16 protein-coding genes are annotated in these 17,348 nt (G+C 64.6%); 10 read left to right on the plus strand and 6 right to left on the minus strand.

From position 1 onward, the window contains the following. Positions 1-47 precede the first annotated feature (47 nt). Positions 48-542, minus strand: a complete 495-nt coding sequence (locus KTQ37_RS13180; protein ID WP_218630982.1) for a HugZ family pyridoxamine 5'-phosphate oxidase — start codon at positions 540-542, stop codon at positions 48-50. 651 nt (positions 543-1,193) lie between these two features. Here KTQ37_RS13180 and acs point away from each other — a divergent pair. The 8 genes from acs (at position 1,194) to KTQ37_RS13220 (ending at position 10,865) form a co-directional block, all read left to right on the plus strand. After that, entirely contained in the window at positions 1,194-3,164 is a 1,971-nt protein-coding gene (gene acs, locus KTQ37_RS13185) for an acetate--CoA ligase (RefSeq protein ID WP_218630983.1), read from the plus strand. A gap of 4 nt (positions 3,165-3,168) precedes the next feature. Next, positions 3,169-3,861 (plus strand): adenylate kinase, encoded by a 693-nt coding sequence (locus KTQ37_RS13190; RefSeq protein ID WP_218630984.1) that lies wholly within the window; start codon positions 3,169-3,171, stop codon positions 3,859-3,861. Positions 3,862-3,923: 62 nt separating this feature from the next. After that, entirely contained in the window at positions 3,924-4,181 is a 258-nt protein-coding gene (locus KTQ37_RS13195) for a DUF4212 domain-containing protein (protein ID WP_218630985.1), read from the plus strand. A gap of 15 nt (positions 4,182-4,196) precedes the next feature. After that, positions 4,197-5,924: a sodium:solute symporter family protein gene (locus tag KTQ37_RS13200; RefSeq protein WP_218630986.1), complete on the plus strand. Its 1,728-nt coding sequence runs from the start codon at positions 4,197-4,199 to the stop codon at positions 5,922-5,924. A gap of 89 nt (positions 5,925-6,013) precedes the next feature. Beyond that, positions 6,014-7,840: a DUF294 nucleotidyltransferase-like domain-containing protein gene (locus tag KTQ37_RS13205; protein ID WP_218630987.1), complete on the plus strand. Its 1,827-nt coding sequence runs from the start codon at positions 6,014-6,016 to the stop codon at positions 7,838-7,840. Positions 7,841-7,849: 9 nt separating this feature from the next. Beyond that, a complete protein-coding gene (locus KTQ37_RS13210; protein WP_218630988.1) occupies positions 7,850-8,377 on the plus strand; it encodes a hypothetical protein in 528 nt (175 codons plus the stop codon). Between the two features lie 2 nt (positions 8,378-8,379). After that, positions 8,380-8,775, plus strand: a complete 396-nt coding sequence (locus KTQ37_RS13215) for a response regulator transcription factor (protein ID WP_218630989.1) — start codon at positions 8,380-8,382, stop codon at positions 8,773-8,775. After that, positions 8,772-10,865 carry a 3'-5' exonuclease gene (locus tag KTQ37_RS13220; RefSeq protein WP_218630990.1) on the plus strand — a complete coding sequence of 698 codons (2,094 nt, stop codon included), beginning with the start codon at positions 8,772-8,774 and terminating at the stop codon, positions 10,863-10,865. The genes KTQ37_RS13215 and KTQ37_RS13220 overlap by 4 nt, the downstream gene beginning before the upstream one ends. A 3-nt stretch (positions 10,866-10,868) precedes the next feature. Here KTQ37_RS13220 and arsC read toward each other — a convergent pair whose 3' ends face one another. From arsC to KTQ37_RS13235, 3 genes are read right to left on the minus strand one after another with little or no spacing between them, the layout of a single operon-like run. Next, positions 10,869-11,210: an arsenate reductase (glutaredoxin) gene (gene arsC, locus KTQ37_RS13225; RefSeq protein WP_218630991.1), complete on the minus strand. Its 342-nt coding sequence runs from the start codon at positions 11,208-11,210 to the stop codon at positions 10,869-10,871. Beyond that, positions 11,201-12,259, minus strand: a complete 1,059-nt coding sequence (locus KTQ37_RS13230) for a quinone-dependent dihydroorotate dehydrogenase (protein ID WP_218630992.1) — start codon at positions 12,257-12,259, stop codon at positions 11,201-11,203. Before KTQ37_RS13230 ends, arsC begins: the two co-directional genes overlap by 10 nt. Then, on the minus strand, positions 12,256-12,594 hold the full coding sequence (locus tag KTQ37_RS13235) for a DUF952 domain-containing protein (protein WP_218630993.1): 339 nt from the start codon (positions 12,592-12,594) through the stop codon (positions 12,256-12,258). The genes KTQ37_RS13230 and KTQ37_RS13235 overlap by 4 nt, the downstream gene beginning before the upstream one ends. 171 nt (positions 12,595-12,765) lie before the next feature. Between KTQ37_RS13235 and KTQ37_RS13240 the strand changes: the two genes are divergently transcribed. Beyond that, complete coding sequence (locus tag KTQ37_RS13240) at positions 12,766-14,349, plus strand: bifunctional metallophosphatase/5'-nucleotidase (RefSeq protein ID WP_218630994.1); 1,584 nt, start codon at positions 12,766-12,768, stop codon at positions 14,347-14,349. Positions 14,350-14,441: 92 nt separating this feature from the next. Next, the gene (locus KTQ37_RS13245; protein WP_218630995.1) at positions 14,442-15,704 is read left to right on the plus strand and encodes a glycerate kinase type-2 family protein; all 1,263 of its coding nucleotides are present in this window, start codon (positions 14,442-14,444) and stop codon (positions 15,702-15,704) included. On the opposite strand, the gene KTQ37_RS13250 is transcribed toward KTQ37_RS13245, so the two are convergent. Both KTQ37_RS13250 and KTQ37_RS13255 read right to left on the minus strand, forming a co-directional pair. Then, entirely contained in the window at positions 15,701-16,726 is a 1,026-nt protein-coding gene (locus KTQ37_RS13250; RefSeq protein ID WP_218630996.1) for an NAD-dependent epimerase/dehydratase family protein, read from the minus strand. The two genes, KTQ37_RS13245 and KTQ37_RS13250, sit on opposite strands and share 4 nt — an antisense overlap. 61 nt (positions 16,727-16,787) lie before the next feature. Next, complete coding sequence (locus tag KTQ37_RS13255) at positions 16,788-17,276, minus strand: ureidoglycolate lyase (protein ID WP_218630997.1); 489 nt, start codon at positions 17,274-17,276, stop codon at positions 16,788-16,790. Between the last annotated feature and the right edge of the window lie 72 nt (positions 17,277-17,348).

The raw sequence follows: 17,348 nt of genomic DNA on the forward strand, positions 1-17,348 counted from the left end.
CGGTCCCGCGATCGGCCGGAAAGAAGGGCGCCCGTTTGGGCGCCCTTTCATTTTTGCGCCAGATCCTCGGCGCTCAACCGATAGGCCCGCGCGAAGCCGCCGTTAAGAAGGCCCGACAGGAGCCGAAACTCGACGAAGAAGAAGCCCGGCAGGTCGATGTAGAGCCTGGCCTTGGGATGATCGGCAAGCCATCTGTCACGCGCGACGGCGCCGCGCGGGTCATCCGGGGGCAGGGCGTGCGCCTCGGCCTGAAGGCTTAGCCGCGGATGGGTCAGTGGATCGCCCTTGGCGCCCGGCTCACCCAACAGAAGGCCCGCCCGTGCGTCGTGCCGCAATGCCCGGCTGTGCGCCGAAAGGCCCGATAGCAGGGCCCAAAGCCCGCCTTCGGGGGCCGGGCCCAGGGCGATGCGGCTGACCGAGGGAAAGCCCGTCTCGGGGTCGATAACGGCGAGCGATCCATGCCGCGCTGCGGAAATCAGATCATGCGCAAGTTGGCGCGCCTCGTTGTCGGTGGTGCGGATCGGGGATTGGGGCGGTGCCATCCGGGGCCTCCTGCAAGGATCTGCGGGGTCTCTGGGTGCAATGCGTAGCAATGCGCGCACCGCCGGACAAGCGGTGCTTGATACGCGAATGAGTCGCGAATCATCGTAGGAAAGTCGCAAACGCAGATCGTGCCCGAGACGCGCTAGCGCTGGCGTCCTCAAAGCGATCCAACGGCTAGGGCTGCGCATCTGGTGCCCGCCCTGTTCCTTGCGAAGGCATCCGGATGCTGCCGGCTCAGTGGGGCGGCAGCCCGTTGGCAGCCCCCCGCACTTCCCGCGATCAGAGATTCGGCTGCGCAACGTGGGCACGAATCAGCCCTGCGTGCTGCGCTGCGGCATCGGAGTTGTGGCAAAAAGCATTGATATCGCAGAAGTTCGGGGGTCGGGTCGGTCGGCCACGGAAATGAAAAATCTCACGCAGCCGTGAACTGGCAAGGGTATGAAAGAAAATGTCAAATTTTCGGACATTCCAGTAACATTAACATAATTATCTTTTTTGTTGTGAAGAAATTTACAGAAAATTCAATTTCTATTAGGGGGTTACATGAAACCTGACAATTGGTTTAAAGTGCCGTTGGGGTAGGATGTCTCTGACTTGTTCGGGGGCGGGTTGCGGCCTTGTGCCGCTGGTTTTTCTAGGGAGGATTGGCCATGGCGGCTCAGGAGCAGGCAAACGCAGCGCCCGACGTGCGTGAAGTTCCGGCTGGATTTGAGAATGCTCACGCGAACACGCAGAAATATCTGGAGATGTACCGTGAGTCTGTTGAAAACCCGGACGCGTTCTGGGGCCGTGAAGGCAAGCGTCTGGACTGGATGACGCCCTATACCAAGGTGAAGAACACGGACTTCACCTATGGCAAGGTTTCGATCAAATGGTTTGAGGACGGCGTTCTGAACGCCTCGGTGAACTGCATCGACCGCCACCTGAAGGATCGCGCGCTGCAGACTGCGATCATCTTCGAACCCGATGATCCGGCTGAGCCTGCCCAGCACATCACCTACAAGGAGCTGTCCGAGAAGGTGAACCGGATGGCGAACGTCCTGCTGTCGCAGGGCATCATGCGCGGCGACCGCGTTGTCATCTACCTGCCGATGATCCCGGAAGCGGCCTATGCGATGCTGGCCTGTGCCCGTATCGGCGCGATCCACTCGATCGTCTTCGCCGGCTTCTCGCCGGACGCTCTGGCGAACCGCATCAACGACTCGGGCGCGAAACTGGTGATCACCGCCGACTTCGCTCCGCGCGGTGGTCGCAAGACCCCGCTCAAGGCCAACACCGACGCCGCGCTGCTGCATTGCTCGGACAAGGTGCGTTGCCTTGTCGTGAAGCGCACTGGCGACCAGATCTCCTGGGTGCAGGGCCGCGACGTCGACCTGCTCTACCTGATGGATCACGTCTCGCCCGACTGCCCGCCGCGCCCGATGAACGCCGAAGATCCGCTGTTCATCCTCTATACCTCGGGTTCGACCGGCAAGCCGAAGGGGGTCGTGCACACGACCGGCGGCTATCTGGTCTATGCCTCGATGACGCATCAATACACCTTCGACTACCATGACGGCGATGTCTTCTGGTGCACCGCGGACGTGGGTTGGGTGACCGGCCACAGCTACATCGTCTATGGTCCGCTGGCCAATGGCGCCACGACGATCATGTTCGAGGGCGTGCCGACCTATCCGGACGCGGGCCGCTTCTGGGAGGTCTGCGAGAAGCACAAGGTCAACCAGTTCTACACCGCGCCGACGGCGATCCGCTCGCTGATGGGGCAGGGGCCGGAATGGGTTGAGAAGTACGACCTCTCGAGCCTGCGCGTTCTGGGTTCGGTGGGTGAGCCGATCAACCCCGAAGCCTGGGTGTGGTACGACAAATACGTCGGCAAGGGCAAATGCCCGATCGTCGACACCTTCTGGCAGACCGAGACCGGCGGCCACATGCTGACGCCGCTTCCGGGCGCGACGCCCACCAAGCCCGGCTCGGCCACCAACCCGTTCTTCGGCGTCAAGCCGGTGATTCTGGACGCGGCGACCGCCGTGCGTCAGGGCGAGACCGAGGCCGAGGGCGTGCTGTGCATCTCGGACAGCTGGCCGGGTCAGATGCGCACCCTCTGGGGCGATCACGAGCGCTTCCAGGAAGCCTATTTCGCGCAGTATCGCGGTTACTACTTCACCGGTGACGGCTGCCGCCGCGACAAGGACGGCTACTACTGGATCACCGGCCGCGTCGATGACGTCATCAACGTCTCGGGCCACCGGATGGGCACGGCCGAAGTGGAATCCGCGCTGGTTGCGCACCCGACCGTGGCCGAGGCCGCCGTTGTGGGCTACCCGCACGACCTCAAGGGCCAGGGCATCTACGCCTATGTCACGCTGATGAACGACATCGAGCCGACGGACGAGCTGCGCAAGGAGCTTGAGAAGTGGGTCCGCACTGAGATCGGCCCGATCGCCAAGCCCGATATCATCCAGTGGGCCCCCGGCCTGCCCAAGACCCGTTCGGGCAAGATCATGCGCCGCATCCTGCGCAAGATCGCCGAGAACGATTTTGGCTCGCTCGGCGACACCTCGACGCTGGCCGATCCTTCGGTGGTTGACGATCTGATCGCCAACCGTGGCAACAAGGGCTGAAACGATGGCAACTGATAACAACGCAGTCGCGACGACGCCCGCCGTTCTGATCCTGCTCGGCCCCCCCGGGGCCGGGAAAGGCACCCAGGCCCGGATGCTCGAAGAGCGTTTCGGCCTGGTGCAACTCTCGACCGGCGATCTGCTGCGCGCCGCCGTTGCGGCGGGCACGCCTGCTGGCCTCGCCGCGAAAGCGGTGATGGAGGCCGGTGGCCTCGTCTCGGATGAGATCGTGCTGAACATCCTGCGTGATCGCTTGGGCGAGCCGGACGTGACCGCAGGCGTGATCCTCGACGGCTTCCCGCGCACGGCGGGTCAGGCCGAGGCGCTCGATGCGCTCCTGTCCGAGGCCGGTCAGCGGGTCACCGCGGCGATCAGCCTTGAGGTGGATGACGAGGCAATGATCCAGCGCGTCGCTGGCCGCTATACCTGCGGCAGCTGCGGCGAGGGCTATCATGACGACTTCAAACAGCCCGTCCAGGCGGGTGTTTGTGACAAATGCGGAGGCACGGAGTTCAAGCGCCGGGCCGACGACAACGCCGAGACGGCGCGTGCAAGGCTGGTCGCCTACCACGCCCAGACGGCACCGCTGATCGCCCACTACGGGGCCCTCGGCGTTCTCGAGAAGATCGACGCGATGGGTAACATCGACGAAATCGCCTCGGGTCTCGGGTCGATCGTGGAACGCGTATCGGCTTAATTTTGGGGGAGGGGCGGGCCCGTTCCGGGCCCGTTTCGGAAAAAAAACAGGGAGTTACGCTTATGGCGGACAAATCTTCGTCCAATGCCTACTGGAGAGCGAATATCCGGACCATCCAGCTGTATCTGGTGATCTGGTTCGTCTGCTCGTTCGGCTTTGGCATCCTTCTGCGCCCGATGCTGTCGGGCATTGGCATTGGCGGCACCGATCTGGGCTTCTGGTTTGCTCAGCAGGGCTCGATCATCGTCTTCTTGATCCTGATTTTTGCTTATGCCGCGCGCATGAACAAACTGGATAAAGAACACGGCGTGGAAGAATAAGGGAGAGCAGGGACAATGGATCAGTTTACCCTAAACCTTCTCGTGGTGGGTGCGACTTTCGCGCTCTACTTCGGGATCGCGATCTGGGCCCGCGCGGGCTCGACCGCAGAATTCTACGCGGCCGGTGGCGGCGTTCACCCGGTTCTGAACGGTATGGCGACCGGCGCTGACTGGATGTCGGCCGCGTCGTTCATCTCGATGGCCGGTATCATCGCTTTCGGTGGCTACGACACCTCGGCCTACCTGATGGGCTGGACCGGTGGCTACGTGCTTCTGGCGATGCTTCTGGCGCCTTACCTGCGCAAGTTCGGCAAGTTCACCGTGCCGGAATTCATTGGTGACCGCTTCTACTCGGGCACCGCGCGCGTTATCGCCGTTATCTGCCTTCTGATCGCGTCGATCACCTACGTTATCGGTCAGATGTCGGGCGTTGGCGTTGCCTTCTCGCGCTTCCTCGAAGTCGAGGCTTCGACCGGCCTGTTCATCGGCGCCGCGGTCGTGTTCGCTTATGCCGTTCTTGGCGGCATGAAGGGCATCACCTACACGCAGGTCGCTCAGTACGTCGTTCTGATCATCGCCTACACCATCCCGGCGATCTTCATCTCGCTCAACCTGACCGGCAACCCGATCCCGGCTCTCGGCCTGTTTGCCGACGCCAAGTCGACCGGTGAGCCGCTGCTGACCACGCTGAACGGCATGCTCGCCGACCTCGGCTTCAGCTCGTACACGCAACAGTCCGACACCACGCTGAACATGTTCCTGTTCACGCTGTCGCTGATGATCGGTACTGCGGGTCTGCCCCACGTTATCGTGCGCTTCTTCACCGTTCCCAAGGTGTCGGACGCCCGTTCGTCGGCTGGCTGGGCGCTGGTGTTCATCGCGCTGCTCTACCTGACGGCTCCGGCCGTGGCGGCGATGGCACGCATCAACCTGGTCAACACCGTTTATCCGGAAGGCACCACCGCTGCGCCGCTGGCGTACGAAGCTCGTCCGGATTGGGTCAAGAACTGGGAGAAGACTGGTCTTCTCAAGTTCGAAGACAAGAATGGCGATGGCCTGATCAACTACGTTGCTTCGAAAGATGCCAACGAGCTTGACGTGAACCGCGACATCATCACCCTGGCGAACCCGGAAATCGCTGACCTGCCTGGCTGGGTTATCGCTCTGGTTGCTGCCGGTGGTCTGGCTGCCGCTCTGTCGACCGCTGCGGGCCTGCTCATGGCGATCTCGTCGGCTGTGTCGCACGACCTGATCAAGGGTCAGATCAACCCGGGCATCTCGGAAAAAGGCGAGCTTCTGGCCGCCCGTGTCTCGATGGCCGTTGCGATCGTTCTGGCGACCTACCTGGGTCTGAACCCCCCGGGCTTCGCGGCGCAAACCGTGGCTCTTGCCTTCGGTCTGGCAGCTTCGTCGATCTTCCCGGCGCTGATGATGGGTATCTTCTCGAAGCGTGTGAACTCCAAGGGCGCCGTTATGGGTATGCTCGCGGGTTTGCTGACCACCCTCGTGTACATCTTCCTTCACAAGGGCTGGTTCTTCGTCGCAGGCACCAACAGCTTCACCGACGCCGACCCGCTGTTCCTCTCGATCAAGTCGACCTCGTTCGGCGCGATCGGTGCGATGATCAACTTCGCGGTCGCCTACTTCGTGTCGAACGCGACCGACGATGTTCCGGCCGATGTGCAGGAACTGGTCGAGTCGATCCGCATCCCGAAAGGCGCTGGCGCGGCCACCGGCCACTAAGCGTTTGGGCTTGGGTGGCGCTCCGGCGCCACCCCACAAAATCCCGGGTCGCCCGACAGGGCGACCCTCCTTCTCCGGAGAAAGTCATTATGGGCGGCGCACAACAGGCCATTATCGCGTTTCTTGAGAGCGTCCATCCTTATGACAACCTGCCGCGGGACGAGTTGGTGCGCGTCGCCAGTTCCTTCAGCCGCAGGGAGGTTCCCGCCGGAACCGACATCTATCGCAAGGACGACAAGCTTGAGGGCCTCTACCTGATCAAGTCGGGCGGGGTCGAGATCACCGAGGAGAACGGTGCCCTCGTGTCGATCCTTGGGCCGCGCAACTCGTTCGGCGAGCGCGGGCTGATGCGCGAAGGTATCGCCGTCACCAGCGCAAAGGCGACCGAGCAGACCGTGCTTCTGATGCTCCCGCTGGCCGAATTCGCCCGCCTGAGTGACGAGTTCCCTCCCTTCAAGCGGTTCTTCAACCGCACCCGCGGGCGCGAGTCGCGCCAGGCCGATATCGCGACGATGAAGATCGCCGATCTTCTGGCGCGCAAACCGATGAGCTGTTCGCCCGATGCGACGGTGCGCGAGGCCGCGCAGATCATGCGCGATTCCCATGTCTCTTCGCTCGGCGTGACCGAGGGTGACAAGCTGCGCGGCATCGTCACTGTGCGCGATCTGTCCAACAAGGTGCTGGCGGGCGGGCTGAGCCCGGATGTGCCGGTGCGCGAGGTCATGACGCCCGATCCGATCTCGCTGCCGCTCAGTGCGCTTGGGTCGGACATCCTGCACATCATGCTGGAACGCCGTATCGGCCATCTGCCGATCGTCGAAGGCGGCCGCTTCGCCGGGATGATCACCCAGACGGACCTGACCCGCTTCCAGGCGGTCAGCTCGGCCGTGCTGATCCGCGACGTGGCTGGCGCCGACAGCGTCGAAGAGATGGCGGCGGTCACCGCGCGCATCCCGCAGCTTCTGGTGCAACTGGTCGGCGGGCATCACAGCCACGAGGTCGTTACCCGGCTGATTACCGATATCGCCGATGCCGTGACGCGGCGCCTGCTGGCCATGGCCGAGGCCGAGCTTGGCCCGGCGCCCGTGCCCTACCTCTGGCTGGCCTGTGGTAGCCAGGGCCGACAGGAGCAGACCGGCGTCAGCGATCAGGACAACTGCCTGATCATCGACGATGCCGTGACGCCCGACGACATGGTTTACTTCCGCAAACTCGCCAAGATCGTCTCGGACGGGCTGCATGCCTGCGGCTACGTTTATTGCCCCGGCGACATGATGGCGACGGCTGATCGCTGGTGTCAGCCCGCGCGGGTCTGGCGCGACTATTTCCACGGCTGGATCAACAAGCCGAACCCCGAGGCGCAGATGCTCGCCTCGGTGATGTTCGACCTGCGCCCCATTGGCGGCAATGGCCCGAGCCTCTATCAGAGCCTGCAAGAAGAGACGCTGGAGATCGCCGCGCGTAACTCGATCTTCGTGGCGCATATGATCTCGAACTCGCTCAAGCACACGCCGCCACTTGGCCTGATCCGCGGTTTCGCGACGATCCGTTCGGGCGAGCATCGCAATCATATCGACATGAAGCACAATGGCGTGGTGCCGGTCACCGATCTGGGCCGCGTCTATGCGTTGCAGGGGCGGTTGACCGCCGCCAACACTCGGGCGCGTCTGCTCGGTGCCGAGGAGGCGGGGATCATCTCGGCCTCGGGCGCGCGCGATCTGATCGAGGCCTATGACCTGATCGCCACGATGCGGCTTGAGAACCAGTCGCACCTGATCAAGGCAGGGCGGAAGCCGGACAACTATCTGGCGCCGTCGGACCTGTCGGATTTTGAGCGCTCGCATCTGCGCGACGCTTTCGTGGTGGTGCGCACGATGCAGTCGGCCGTCGGACACGGCAAGGCAGCAGTGAGCTAAGGGGTAACGATGGTCAACGATTTCATCACCATGCTGGCAGCGGCCTTTCTGGCCGTCGTCGTGGTTTTCGCGGCACGCCATGCGCTGCGTAAGATCCTCGGCGTACAGCTGCCCAAATGGGCGATGCCTGCGACGGCCGGTGTGGCAATGCTGTTCGCCACGATCTGGAGTGAATACGCTTGGTATCCGCGCCTGCGCGCTGGCCTGCCCGAGACCGCGACGATCCTGCGCACGGTCGAGGAGAGCAAGCCGTGGCGGCCCTGGACCTACGTATTCCCGATGACGGTGCGGGCGATGGCGCTGGATCGCGGCACGGTCCGCCATCCTGCACCGGGGATCGCACAAACCGAACTCTTGTTGATGCAGCGTTGGATGCCGGTACAGCCGGTCAGCGTTGCCTATGACTGCGAAAATGCGGCGCGCGCCGATCTTGTGGAGGGGGCGCAGATCAACCCGGATGGCACGCTGACGGGGGCCGAATGGTACCCGTTGGATGCCACCGATGAGGGACTGAAGGCCGCCTGTCTGGGAGGATGAACATGGCCGACGGTGGGAGGAAACATCGTGTCCTTATCGTGGAGGATGAGGACAACATCGCAATCGCGCTCGACTATCTGATGAGCCGCGAGGGCTTCGATCACGACCGCATCGCCACCGGTGCGGGCGCGATCGATCGCATCCGTGCGACACATCCCGATCTGGTGCTTCTGGATGTCATGCTGCCCGAGGTATCGGGCTATGAGATCTGCCAGGAAATCCGGGCCGATACCGGTCTGAGCGACGTGAAGATCCTGATGATGACCGCGCGCGGCTCCGCCATGGAGCGGCGCAAGGGGCTTGCCCTCGGGGCTGACGGGTTCATCGCAAAGCCGTTCGAACTCAAGGAATTGCGTGACGAGGTGCATCGTCTTCTCGATGAGGGAGCGCAGACATGACCCTGGCCAATCTCAGCCTCCGTTTGCGCGTCTTTCTGTTTTTTGCCGCGCTGGCGGCTGGGAATATCGGCGCCCTGGTCGCTGGAATGGTCTTCGGGTTTGAAAAGCTGGGCGTGCCCGAGGCGCTCGATGGTTTCATCATCGGCGGCACGGTCGCCGGTTTCGTGATCCTCGGGTTGATCACCGGCGTATGGTTCCTGTTCGACGAAAACGTGGCCAAGCCGATTGAGCGGCTTGCAGGCGGGATGCGCGCGCGCACCCACGCCGAGGTCGCCTCGGAGCTCGACCAGTCCTCCGGCCGTTATCTGGGCGATCTGGCCCCCGCAGCAGCCGCCGTCACGCAGCATCTGGCCGAGACGCGCTCGGCCCTCATTGAGTCGGTGCAGCGCGAAACCAACCGTCTTGCGCGCGAGAAGGAGCGGCTCGAGGCGTTGCTTTCGGACGTTCCCGTGGGGGTTTTGCTGTGCACCCCGGACCATCAGCTGGTTTTCTACAACGGGCAGGCGGTTGACCTTTTAGGTGGCGGCCATGCGCCGGGCCTTGATCGCCGGGTGTTTGATTACCTGCACCAGGCGCCGGTCGCCCATGCCTATGCACGTCTGATCGAGACCGACGATCCCGACGCCGCCTCGGACTTGCTGTGTTCCACGGTGGCTGACGGCAAGGTGCTGGCTGCCCGTATGCGCCTGTTGTCCGAGGGAGAGGATCGTCACATCACCTCCCGCCCCGGCTATGTTCTGACCCTGCGCGATGTGTCGGGCGACATGCGCGCCCATGCGCAGCGAGAGCAGCTGATGGACGAGCTGTTCGACCGGATCCGCCGCCCTGCCGCGGCGCTGCAATCGCTGACCGGGGTACTGACCGCGGATGACGGCCCGTCGGGCGCGGCACGCGACAAGGTGCGCTCGGCTGCGCGAACCGAGGCGCTGATGCTGGCCGATGCGATCCATACCCTCTTCGAGCGTCACGAGGCCAACCGCGCCGACTGGTGGCCGCTCGGGATGATCCGGGCTTCGGACCTTGGCGATGCGGTGCGTGCGCGGGTCGAGGCCGATCACGGTCAGATCGAGATCGAGGCCGCGCCGCTCATGTTGCGCTGCGAGGGTTTTGAGATGGTTGCGCTTCTCGGAACGCTGACGTCGCGGCTAGAGGGCCGCTCCGCGTTCCGCCTTGAGATCTCCGAGGAAGAGGGCGGTGCGCTGATTGCACTGGAATGGCATGGTGCACCCGTGCCGATCAGCGAGCTTGAGCAATGGCTCGATGCTCCGCTTGAAGTAGGCATGGCCGATGTGACCGGGCGGCGGGTGCTTGTGACCCACGCCAGCGAGATCTGGCCCGAGCCGATGGCTGGCGGACGGGGGCGGCTCTGCATCCCGCTGCGCGAGGCCCGCCGCGTCACCAAGCGCCCCAAGCCGATCCCGCGCGCGGTGGTTTACGATTTCGAACTCCTGGGCCAGGTGCGCGACGCCGAGGTTGCCGCAACGCCGCTGGAACGGCTGACCTATGTGGTCTTCGATACGGAAACCACAGGCCTTTTGCCGACCGAGGGTGATGAGATCGTGCAGATCGCCGCCGTGCGTATCGTGAACGGGCGCCGGGTCGAGACCGAAGTGTTCGACACGCTCGTGAACCCGCACCGCAGCATCCCCCCGGCCTCGACCGAGGTGCACGGAATCTCGGATGCGATGGTCGTCGATGCGCCCGATATCGTCGAAGTCGGACGGCGTTTCCATAAATTCGCCGAAGGGGCGGTTCTGATCGCCCATAACGCGCCCTTCGATATGGAGTTTCTGCGCCGCAAGGAATTGTCGATCGGGGAGCATTTCGACAACCCGATCCTCGATACGGTTCTGCTGTCGGCGGTGGTGTTCGGCCAGTCCGAGACGCACAGCCTTGATGCGCTGACCCATCGCCTCGGGATCACGATCCCCGAGGAGGCGCGTCACACCGCGATCGGCGACACGGTCGCAACGGCGGATGCCTTCCTCAAGCTGCTGCCGGCGCTGAAGGCGCGCGGACTGAACACCTTTGGCGAGGTCGTGGCAGAGGTGCGCAAACACGGGCGGCTGCTCAAGGACCTCAACGCCTGAGGATCAGACGATCTCCAGAACGGCCTCGGGTGGGCGCCCGAGGCGCGCCGCCGTGTCGCTCAGGACCAGAGGGCGTTCGATCAGCTTGGGCTGCGCCGCCAGCGCGGCCAGGATCGTCGCGGTGTCCGCTTCGCGCGTCAGCGCCGCGGGGCGCTCCGCCTCTTTCCAGCGCACAAGCGTTTCGGCGGGCTGGTCCAGCAGGGCCAGTGCTTCGGCAAGCTCGGCAACGCTCGGCGGATCGGTGAGGTAAAGCCGCACCTCGGGCGTCAGTCCGCGCGCCTCAAGCAGCGCGAGCGTCTCGCGCGACTTGCTGCAGCGCGGGTTGTGCCAGATCGTCAGAGCCATTTGTCGCGCCCCGTACCCACGGCTTGCGAGACCGAGCCGAACCCGTCGCGCGCCAGCAGCGCATCGAGGCCGCGCGCGATCTCGGCGGCCAGTGACAGCCCGCCATAGACCATCGCGGTGTAAAGCTGCACGGCCGAGGCGCCCGCGCGGATCTTTTCATACGCCTGTTCTGCGGTGCTGACCCCGCCAACCCCGATCAGCGGCAGCTTGCCCTGCGTGAGACGGAACATCTGCGCCAGCACGCGCGTGGACTTTTCGAACAATGGCTGCCCCGAAAGGCCGCCTTGCTGGCCACGATCTGCACTTTTCAAACCATCGCGCGAAAGCGTCGTGTTCGTGGCGATCAGACCGTCGATGCCCGCGTCAAGCGCGACCTCGGCGATCTCCTCCAGTTCCGCCGCGCTCAGATCGGGTGCGATCTTGAGGAAAACCGGGATACGGCGCGGCAGTCCGTTGCGCGTATCGATCACCCCGGCCAGCAGTGCCGAGAGCGCCTCTTTGCCCTGAAGGTCGCGCAGCTTCTCGGTGTTGGGGGAGCTGACATTGACCGTGGCGAAATCGATATGCGGCCCGGCATGGCGCAGGACGGTGGCGAAATCGGCCGCGCGGTCGGCGCTGTCCTTGTTCGCGCCAAGGTTCAGGCCCACGGGGATACCGGCGGGCTTGGCGGCCAGACGGGTGGTGATCGGCTCCATCCCCTCGTTGTTGAAGCCAAAGCGGTTGATCGCGGCGTTATCCTCGGTCAGGCGCCACAGGCGCGGGCGCGGGTTGCCCTCTTGCGGGCGCGGCGTGGCGGCACCGACCTCAAGGAAACCAAAGCCCGAGCGCATCAACTGCGGCAGGGCCACGGCGTTCTTGTCATAGCCCGCGGCCAACCCGATCGGGTTAGCCAGATCGAGGCCCGCAAGCTGCATCGCCAGACGCGGCGAGGTGATGGGGCCGGGAAGCGGCACCAACCCCGCGCGCAGCGCGCGCAGCGACAGGCCATGGGCGGTCTCGGGGTCGAAGCGGTGCAACAGCGCCAGCCCGGTGCGTTCGATCATGTTCACAGCAAACCCTCGGGGAAGATATGGCCGGTCGCGCCAAGCGGCAGGGAGCGATCCCAGGCCACCTCGGGCAGTTCCAGCGGACGGTAAAGATGCGGAAACAGCGCTCCACCGCGCGAGGGCTCCCATTTCAGGTCGGGGCCAAGCGCCTCGGCATGAACGGCCACCAGCACCAGATCGCTTTCGGTCGCGAAATGCTTGGCGGCGGTTTCGGCCACTTGTGACGCGGTCGAGAAATGGATGAAGCCGTCGGCCAGATCGACCGGAGCGCCAAGGGTGCGGCCCGCGTCACGGAACGCATTCCATTCAGGGCGGCGAAAGATCTTGTAAATCAGCATGGCAACCAAATGCCCTGTGCCCGGAAAATGGTCAATCCCGGCAATGCACCGATATGGCGCCAAGTCACCGCCCTGTTACGCATGGCCGCTAGCCAAAGTCGGACCGCAACCTTTGACAGCGCGAGAAACTGACCTCACAGTAAAAACTGTCTGACAACACCGGAGGGTTCGATGCAAGCTCGTTTCCTGGCCTCAGCCGCAGCGCTCGCGCTTTCGGCGGGCACGGCTTCGGCCGATTACACGCTGCATGTGCTGCATATCAACGACATGCACAGCCGCATTGAAGAGATCAACAAATACGACTCCACCTGTTCGGCCGAGGATTCGGCCGAAGGCAAGTGCTTTGGCGGCGTTGCGCGCGTGACCACCAAGATCAACGAGTTGCGCGATGCGATCAAAGCCGAGGGCGGCAATGTGATCGTGCTGGACGCGGGCGACCAGTTCCAGGGCTCGCTGTTCTACACGACCTACAAGGGCGCCGACACGGCCGAGTTCATGAACAAGATCGGCTTCGACGCGATGGCCGTCGGTAACCACGAATTCGACGATGGCCCCGAAGGGCTGGCGGGTTTTCTGGAGAAGGTCTCGTTCCCGGTGCTGTCGGGCAACCTCGACCTGAGCCAGTCGAACGTGCTCAACGGCAAGGTCAGCGACACGGTCGTGCTCGAGGTCGGCGGCGAGAAGGTCGGCATCGTTTCGGCGCTGGCGACCGATACGGTCGAGACCTCCTCGCCCGGTCCGGCGGTGCTTTTCCAGGACGAGGCCGAGAGCCTGAAGGCCGATGTGGCCGCGCTTGAGGCCGAGGGTGTGAACAAGATCATCGCACTGACCCATGTCGGCTTCGTCAAGGACAAGGCGCTTGGCGAGGCGGTTGCCGGGCTCGATGTGGTTGTCGGTGGCCACTCGCACACCAAGTTCTCGAACACCGAGGAAGGGGCTGAAAAATACCCGACGATGGCGGGTTCGGTGCCGGTCGTCTCGGCCTATGCCTATTCGAAATACGTCGGCCATCTCGTGCTGACCTTCGACGATGCGGGTATGCTCAAGGATGCCTCGGGTGATACCGTTCTGCTCGATGCCTCGGTTACCCCTGATGCCGCGATCGCCGCGCGCGTGGCCGAGCTGGCCAAGCCGCTTGAAGAAGTGCGCGCCAGGGTCGTGTCCGAGACCACCACTGAGGTCGATGGCTCGCGCGATAATTGCCGGCAGATGGAATGCGCCATGGGGAACCTTGTGGCCGATGCGATGCTCGACCGTGTGAAGGGGCAGGGCGTCAGCATTGCCATCCAGAACGGTGGCGGTCTGCGCGCTTCGATCGACGCGGGTCCGGTGACCATGGGCGAGGTTCTGACGGTGCTGCCGTTCCAGAACACGCTCTCGACCTTCGAGGCGAAAGGCTCGACCATCGTCGCGGCGCTGGAGAACGGCGCGAGCCAGCTTGAGGAAGGCGCGGGCCGCTTTACTCAGGTTGCGGGCCTGAAATACACGCTTGACCCGGCACAACCGGCAGGCAGCCGGATCTCCGACGTCATGGTGATGGACGCGGGCAGCTGGATGCCGATCGACCCGGCGAAAGTCTATGGCGTGGTGACCAACAACTACGTTCGTCAGGGCGGCGACGGTTACAAGATGTTCGATAGCGAGGGCATGAACGCCTATGACTACGGCCCGGACCTCGCCGATGTGACGGCGGAGTATCTGGCCAAGGTCGGCCCCTATACCCCGGCGCTCGATGGGCGGATTACCCGCAAGTAAGCGGCCGAAAATGCCAATGCAGCGGGGGCTTCGGCCCCCGCTTCTTCTTGCGTGCCCCGGTTCTGCGCCTAGGATCGCCGCAGGAGGAGCCAATGGACAGCCAGACACCCCAAACCCTGTTGCGCGCGATGTTCGACGCGGCCGTGGCCGCCGCCGATCCGATGCGCGTCATCCCCGCGCATCTGCCGCCGCGCCCGGCCGGGCGGGTGGTTGTGGTCGGGGCGGGCAAGGCCTCGGCCCGGATGGCCGAGGCGGTTGAGACGGTTTGGGCCCCCTGCGAGGGGCTGGTAATCACGCGCTACGGCTATGCGCGCCCGACGCGGGGCATCGAGATTGTCGAGGCCGCCCATCCGGTGCCCGACGCCGCCGGAGTCGCGGCCACGCGGCGAATGTTGACGCTGCTTGAACGGCTGGGGCCGGACGATTTCGTTCTGGCGCTGATTTCTGGTGGCGGCTCGGCGCTGCTTTGTGCTCCGGCGGGAGATCTGACGCTGGCGGATAAGCAGGCGGTCAATGCCGCGCTTCTGGCCTCTGGCGCGCCCATCGACCAGATGAACACGCTGCGCAAGCATTTAAGCGCGGTGAAGGGCGGGCAACTGGCGGCAGCGGCCTATCCGGCGCGGATGCTGGCGCTGATGATCTCGGATGTGCCCGGGGATGATCCGGCCTTCATCGCCTCAGGGCCGACGGTGGGGGATGCGCGCGGAATTGACGCGGCGCGCGCCATCGTTGCGCGCTACGGGATCGCCCTGCCACCGGCGGCCGAGGCGGTGCTGGCCCAAGGCGGGCGGGTTCTGGCGCCGGACGATCCACGTCTGAGCCGCACCGAGACCCGGATCATCGCCGCCCCCGCGCAATCGCTGGCGGCGGCGGCCGAGGTCGCGCGGGCAGCGGGGGGCGATGTGCGGATGCTCGGCGATGCGCTGGAGGGTGAGGCCCGCGATCTCGGCCGGGCGCAGGCGCGCATGGCGCGGGAATTGGCGACCTCGGGGTTGGATCGGCCGCTTGTGCTGCTGTCGGGCGGCGAATGCACGGTGACGCGGGTTGCCGGGTCGGACGGTGTCGGCGGGCCGAATGCCGAGTTCGCCCTTGCCGCAGCGCTGGAATTGCAGGGCGCGCCGGGTATCTACGCGATTGCCTGTGATACAGATGGCGTCGATGGCGCGGCCGAGGTTGCGGGCGCGATCATCGGCCCCGATACTCTGGCGCGAGCCGAAGCCACGGGGCTGGATGCGCAAGCCGCGCTGGCCCGTCAGGACAGCCACGGCTTTTTTGCGGGGGTCGCAGGGCAGGTGGTGACTGGCCCGACGCTGACCAATGTCAACGATTTCAGGGCCTTCCTGATCCTGCCTTAGACGCCGTAATAGTCGCGATACCAGGCAACGAAGGCCTTCACCCCCTCAGGCACACGGGTCTTGGGCGCGTAGCCGGTAAGGTGCTTGAGAAGGCTCGCATCGGCCCAGGTGGCGGGTACGTCGCCGGCCTGCATCGGCATCAGGTTGCGCGTGGCGGAGCGGCCCGTGGCGGACTCGATCGCGGCGATGAAATCGGTCAGTTGCACGGCGTCGGAATTGCCGATGTTCACCACGCGCCAGGGCGCCACGGGCGAGAGGCTGTCGCCCTCTGGCACCTCTCCGTTCTCGGGGCGGACGGGCGGCGTGTCGATCAGCAGGCGGATGCCCTCGACCAGATCCTCGACAAAGGTGAAGTCGCGCTTCATGTCGCCGTAATTGTAGACGTCGATCGGCTCACCGTTCAGGATCGCCTTGGTGAACTTGAAAAGCGCCATGTCGGGGCGGCCCCAAGGCCCGTAGACCGTGAAGAAGCGAAACATCGTCACCGGCAGGTTGAAGAGATGCGCGTAGCTATGCGCCATGGCCTCGGTTGCCTTCTTTGTCGCCGCGTAGAACGACATCTGGTGATCGGCCTTGTCGGTCTCACGGTAGGGCATCTCGGTATTGGCGCCGAAGACCGAGGAGGTGGAGGCCAGAAGCAGGTGTTGCGGCGGATAAGCGCGGGCGGCCTCAAGCAGTTCGAACGTGCCAGTGATGTTGCTGTCGAGATAGGAGCGCGGGTTCTCGATCGAGTAGCGCACGCCCGCCTGTGCGGCGAGGTGGATGACGATGTCGGGGCGCTCATCCGCCATCAGGCTCATCAGTAGACCCGGCGTTTCCACCCGGTCGTTCACCGCGCGGAAATTGGGGTTTTGCAGCAGCATGGACTGGCGGCGCTCTTTCAGCGCGACGTCGTAATAGTCGGTCATCGCGTCGAGGCCGATCACGCGGAACCCGTCGGCGAGCAGGCGCTTGCAGGTGAAGTAGCCGATGAACCCGGCCGAGCCGGTGACGAGAGCGGTGCGTTGGGTGGTGGGCGTCATCGGATGTCCTGCTGCGCGGTTTGCCCCTGCATAGCCCGGCGCGCCGCCCAAGAAAACCGTTTCAGGCGGTGACGGTGAAGGGCGCGGGCAGATGGACCTCTTCGAGGTTCGGGGTCGCGCCGATCCGGTCGATGACGGCGAAGAGGCCGGGTTCGGCCAGCGGCGTCAGAACGCCGTGCCAGGTGCCGCGAAGCAGGTTGATGCCCTGCGCCCCGTTCGTCAGGAAAGCGCGCGGCGAGCCGGGCTGGCCGTTTTCGTCGGGGGCGACGATAACAAGGAACGGATCGGCAGTCATCGGGAGGAAGGCCTGGCTGCCCTCGGGGTGACGTTCGAGCAGATCGCAGCGGTAGGGAAGGGCGCGGGGAACGGCCTTGAAGATCGAGATCCCGGCGCGCCCGCCTGTGTCGTCGCCGAAGTCGAGCTGCGCGCGGTCGTGGAAGCGGCCGCAAAGCCCCGCGTTGATCAGCTTGTCGGGGGCACCTGTGGCCGCGAGCACATCACCGAAGGGGGCGAAGGCCACGGGCGTCAGGGGTTCGGCGCGGATCTGCATGGGGTGCTCCGGGTTGGGAAGGCCGGGGGTTTCACACCCCCGGACCCCCGTGGGATATTTCGGCCACGTTGA

Source organism: Sedimentimonas flavescens (assembly GCF_019264375.1).
Lineage (GTDB): Bacteria > Pseudomonadota > Alphaproteobacteria > Rhodobacterales > Rhodobacteraceae > Rhodobacter > Rhodobacter flavescens.

What these genes read in the sequence shown, in the direction of transcription:
- KTQ37_RS13200 (WP_218630986.1), top strand. Translation starts at nt 4,197, where the DNA reads ATGGATCAGTTTACCCTAAACCTTCTCGTGGTGGGTGCGACTTTCGCG.
- KTQ37_RS13245 (WP_218630995.1), top strand. Translation starts at nt 14,442, where the DNA reads ATGGACAGCCAGACACCCCAAACCCTGTTGCGCGCGATGTTCGACGCG.
- KTQ37_RS13240 (WP_218630994.1), top strand. Translation starts at nt 12,766, where the DNA reads ATGCAAGCTCGTTTCCTGGCCTCAGCCGCAGCGCTCGCGCTTTCGGCG.
- arsC (WP_218630991.1), bottom strand. Translation starts at nt 11,210, where the DNA reads ATGGCTCTGACGATCTGGCACAACCCGCGCTGCAGCAAGTCGCGCGAG.
- KTQ37_RS13220 (WP_218630990.1), top strand. Translation starts at nt 8,772, where the DNA reads ATGACCCTGGCCAATCTCAGCCTCCGTTTGCGCGTCTTTCTGTTTTTT.
- KTQ37_RS13215 (WP_218630989.1), top strand. Translation starts at nt 8,380, where the DNA reads ATGGCCGACGGTGGGAGGAAACATCGTGTCCTTATCGTGGAGGATGAG.
- KTQ37_RS13235 (WP_218630993.1), bottom strand. Translation starts at nt 12,594, where the DNA reads ATGCTGATTTACAAGATCTTTCGCCGCCCTGAATGGAATGCGTTCCGT.
- KTQ37_RS13250 (WP_218630996.1), bottom strand. Translation starts at nt 16,726, where the DNA reads ATGACGCCCACCACCCAACGCACCGCTCTCGTCACCGGCTCGGCCGGG.
- KTQ37_RS13190 (WP_218630984.1), top strand. Translation starts at nt 3,169, where the DNA reads ATGGCAACTGATAACAACGCAGTCGCGACGACGCCCGCCGTTCTGATC.
- acs (WP_218630983.1), top strand. Translation starts at nt 1,194, where the DNA reads ATGGCGGCTCAGGAGCAGGCAAACGCAGCGCCCGACGTGCGTGAAGTT.
- KTQ37_RS13255 (WP_218630997.1), bottom strand. Translation starts at nt 17,276, where the DNA reads ATGCAGATCCGCGCCGAACCCCTGACGCCCGTGGCCTTCGCCCCCTTC.
- KTQ37_RS13210 (WP_218630988.1), top strand. Translation starts at nt 7,850, where the DNA reads ATGGTCAACGATTTCATCACCATGCTGGCAGCGGCCTTTCTGGCCGTC.
- KTQ37_RS13180 (WP_218630982.1), bottom strand. Translation starts at nt 542, where the DNA reads ATGGCACCGCCCCAATCCCCGATCCGCACCACCGACAACGAGGCGCGC.
- KTQ37_RS13205 (WP_218630987.1), top strand. Translation starts at nt 6,014, where the DNA reads ATGGGCGGCGCACAACAGGCCATTATCGCGTTTCTTGAGAGCGTCCAT.
- KTQ37_RS13195 (WP_218630985.1), top strand. Translation starts at nt 3,924, where the DNA reads ATGGCGGACAAATCTTCGTCCAATGCCTACTGGAGAGCGAATATCCGG.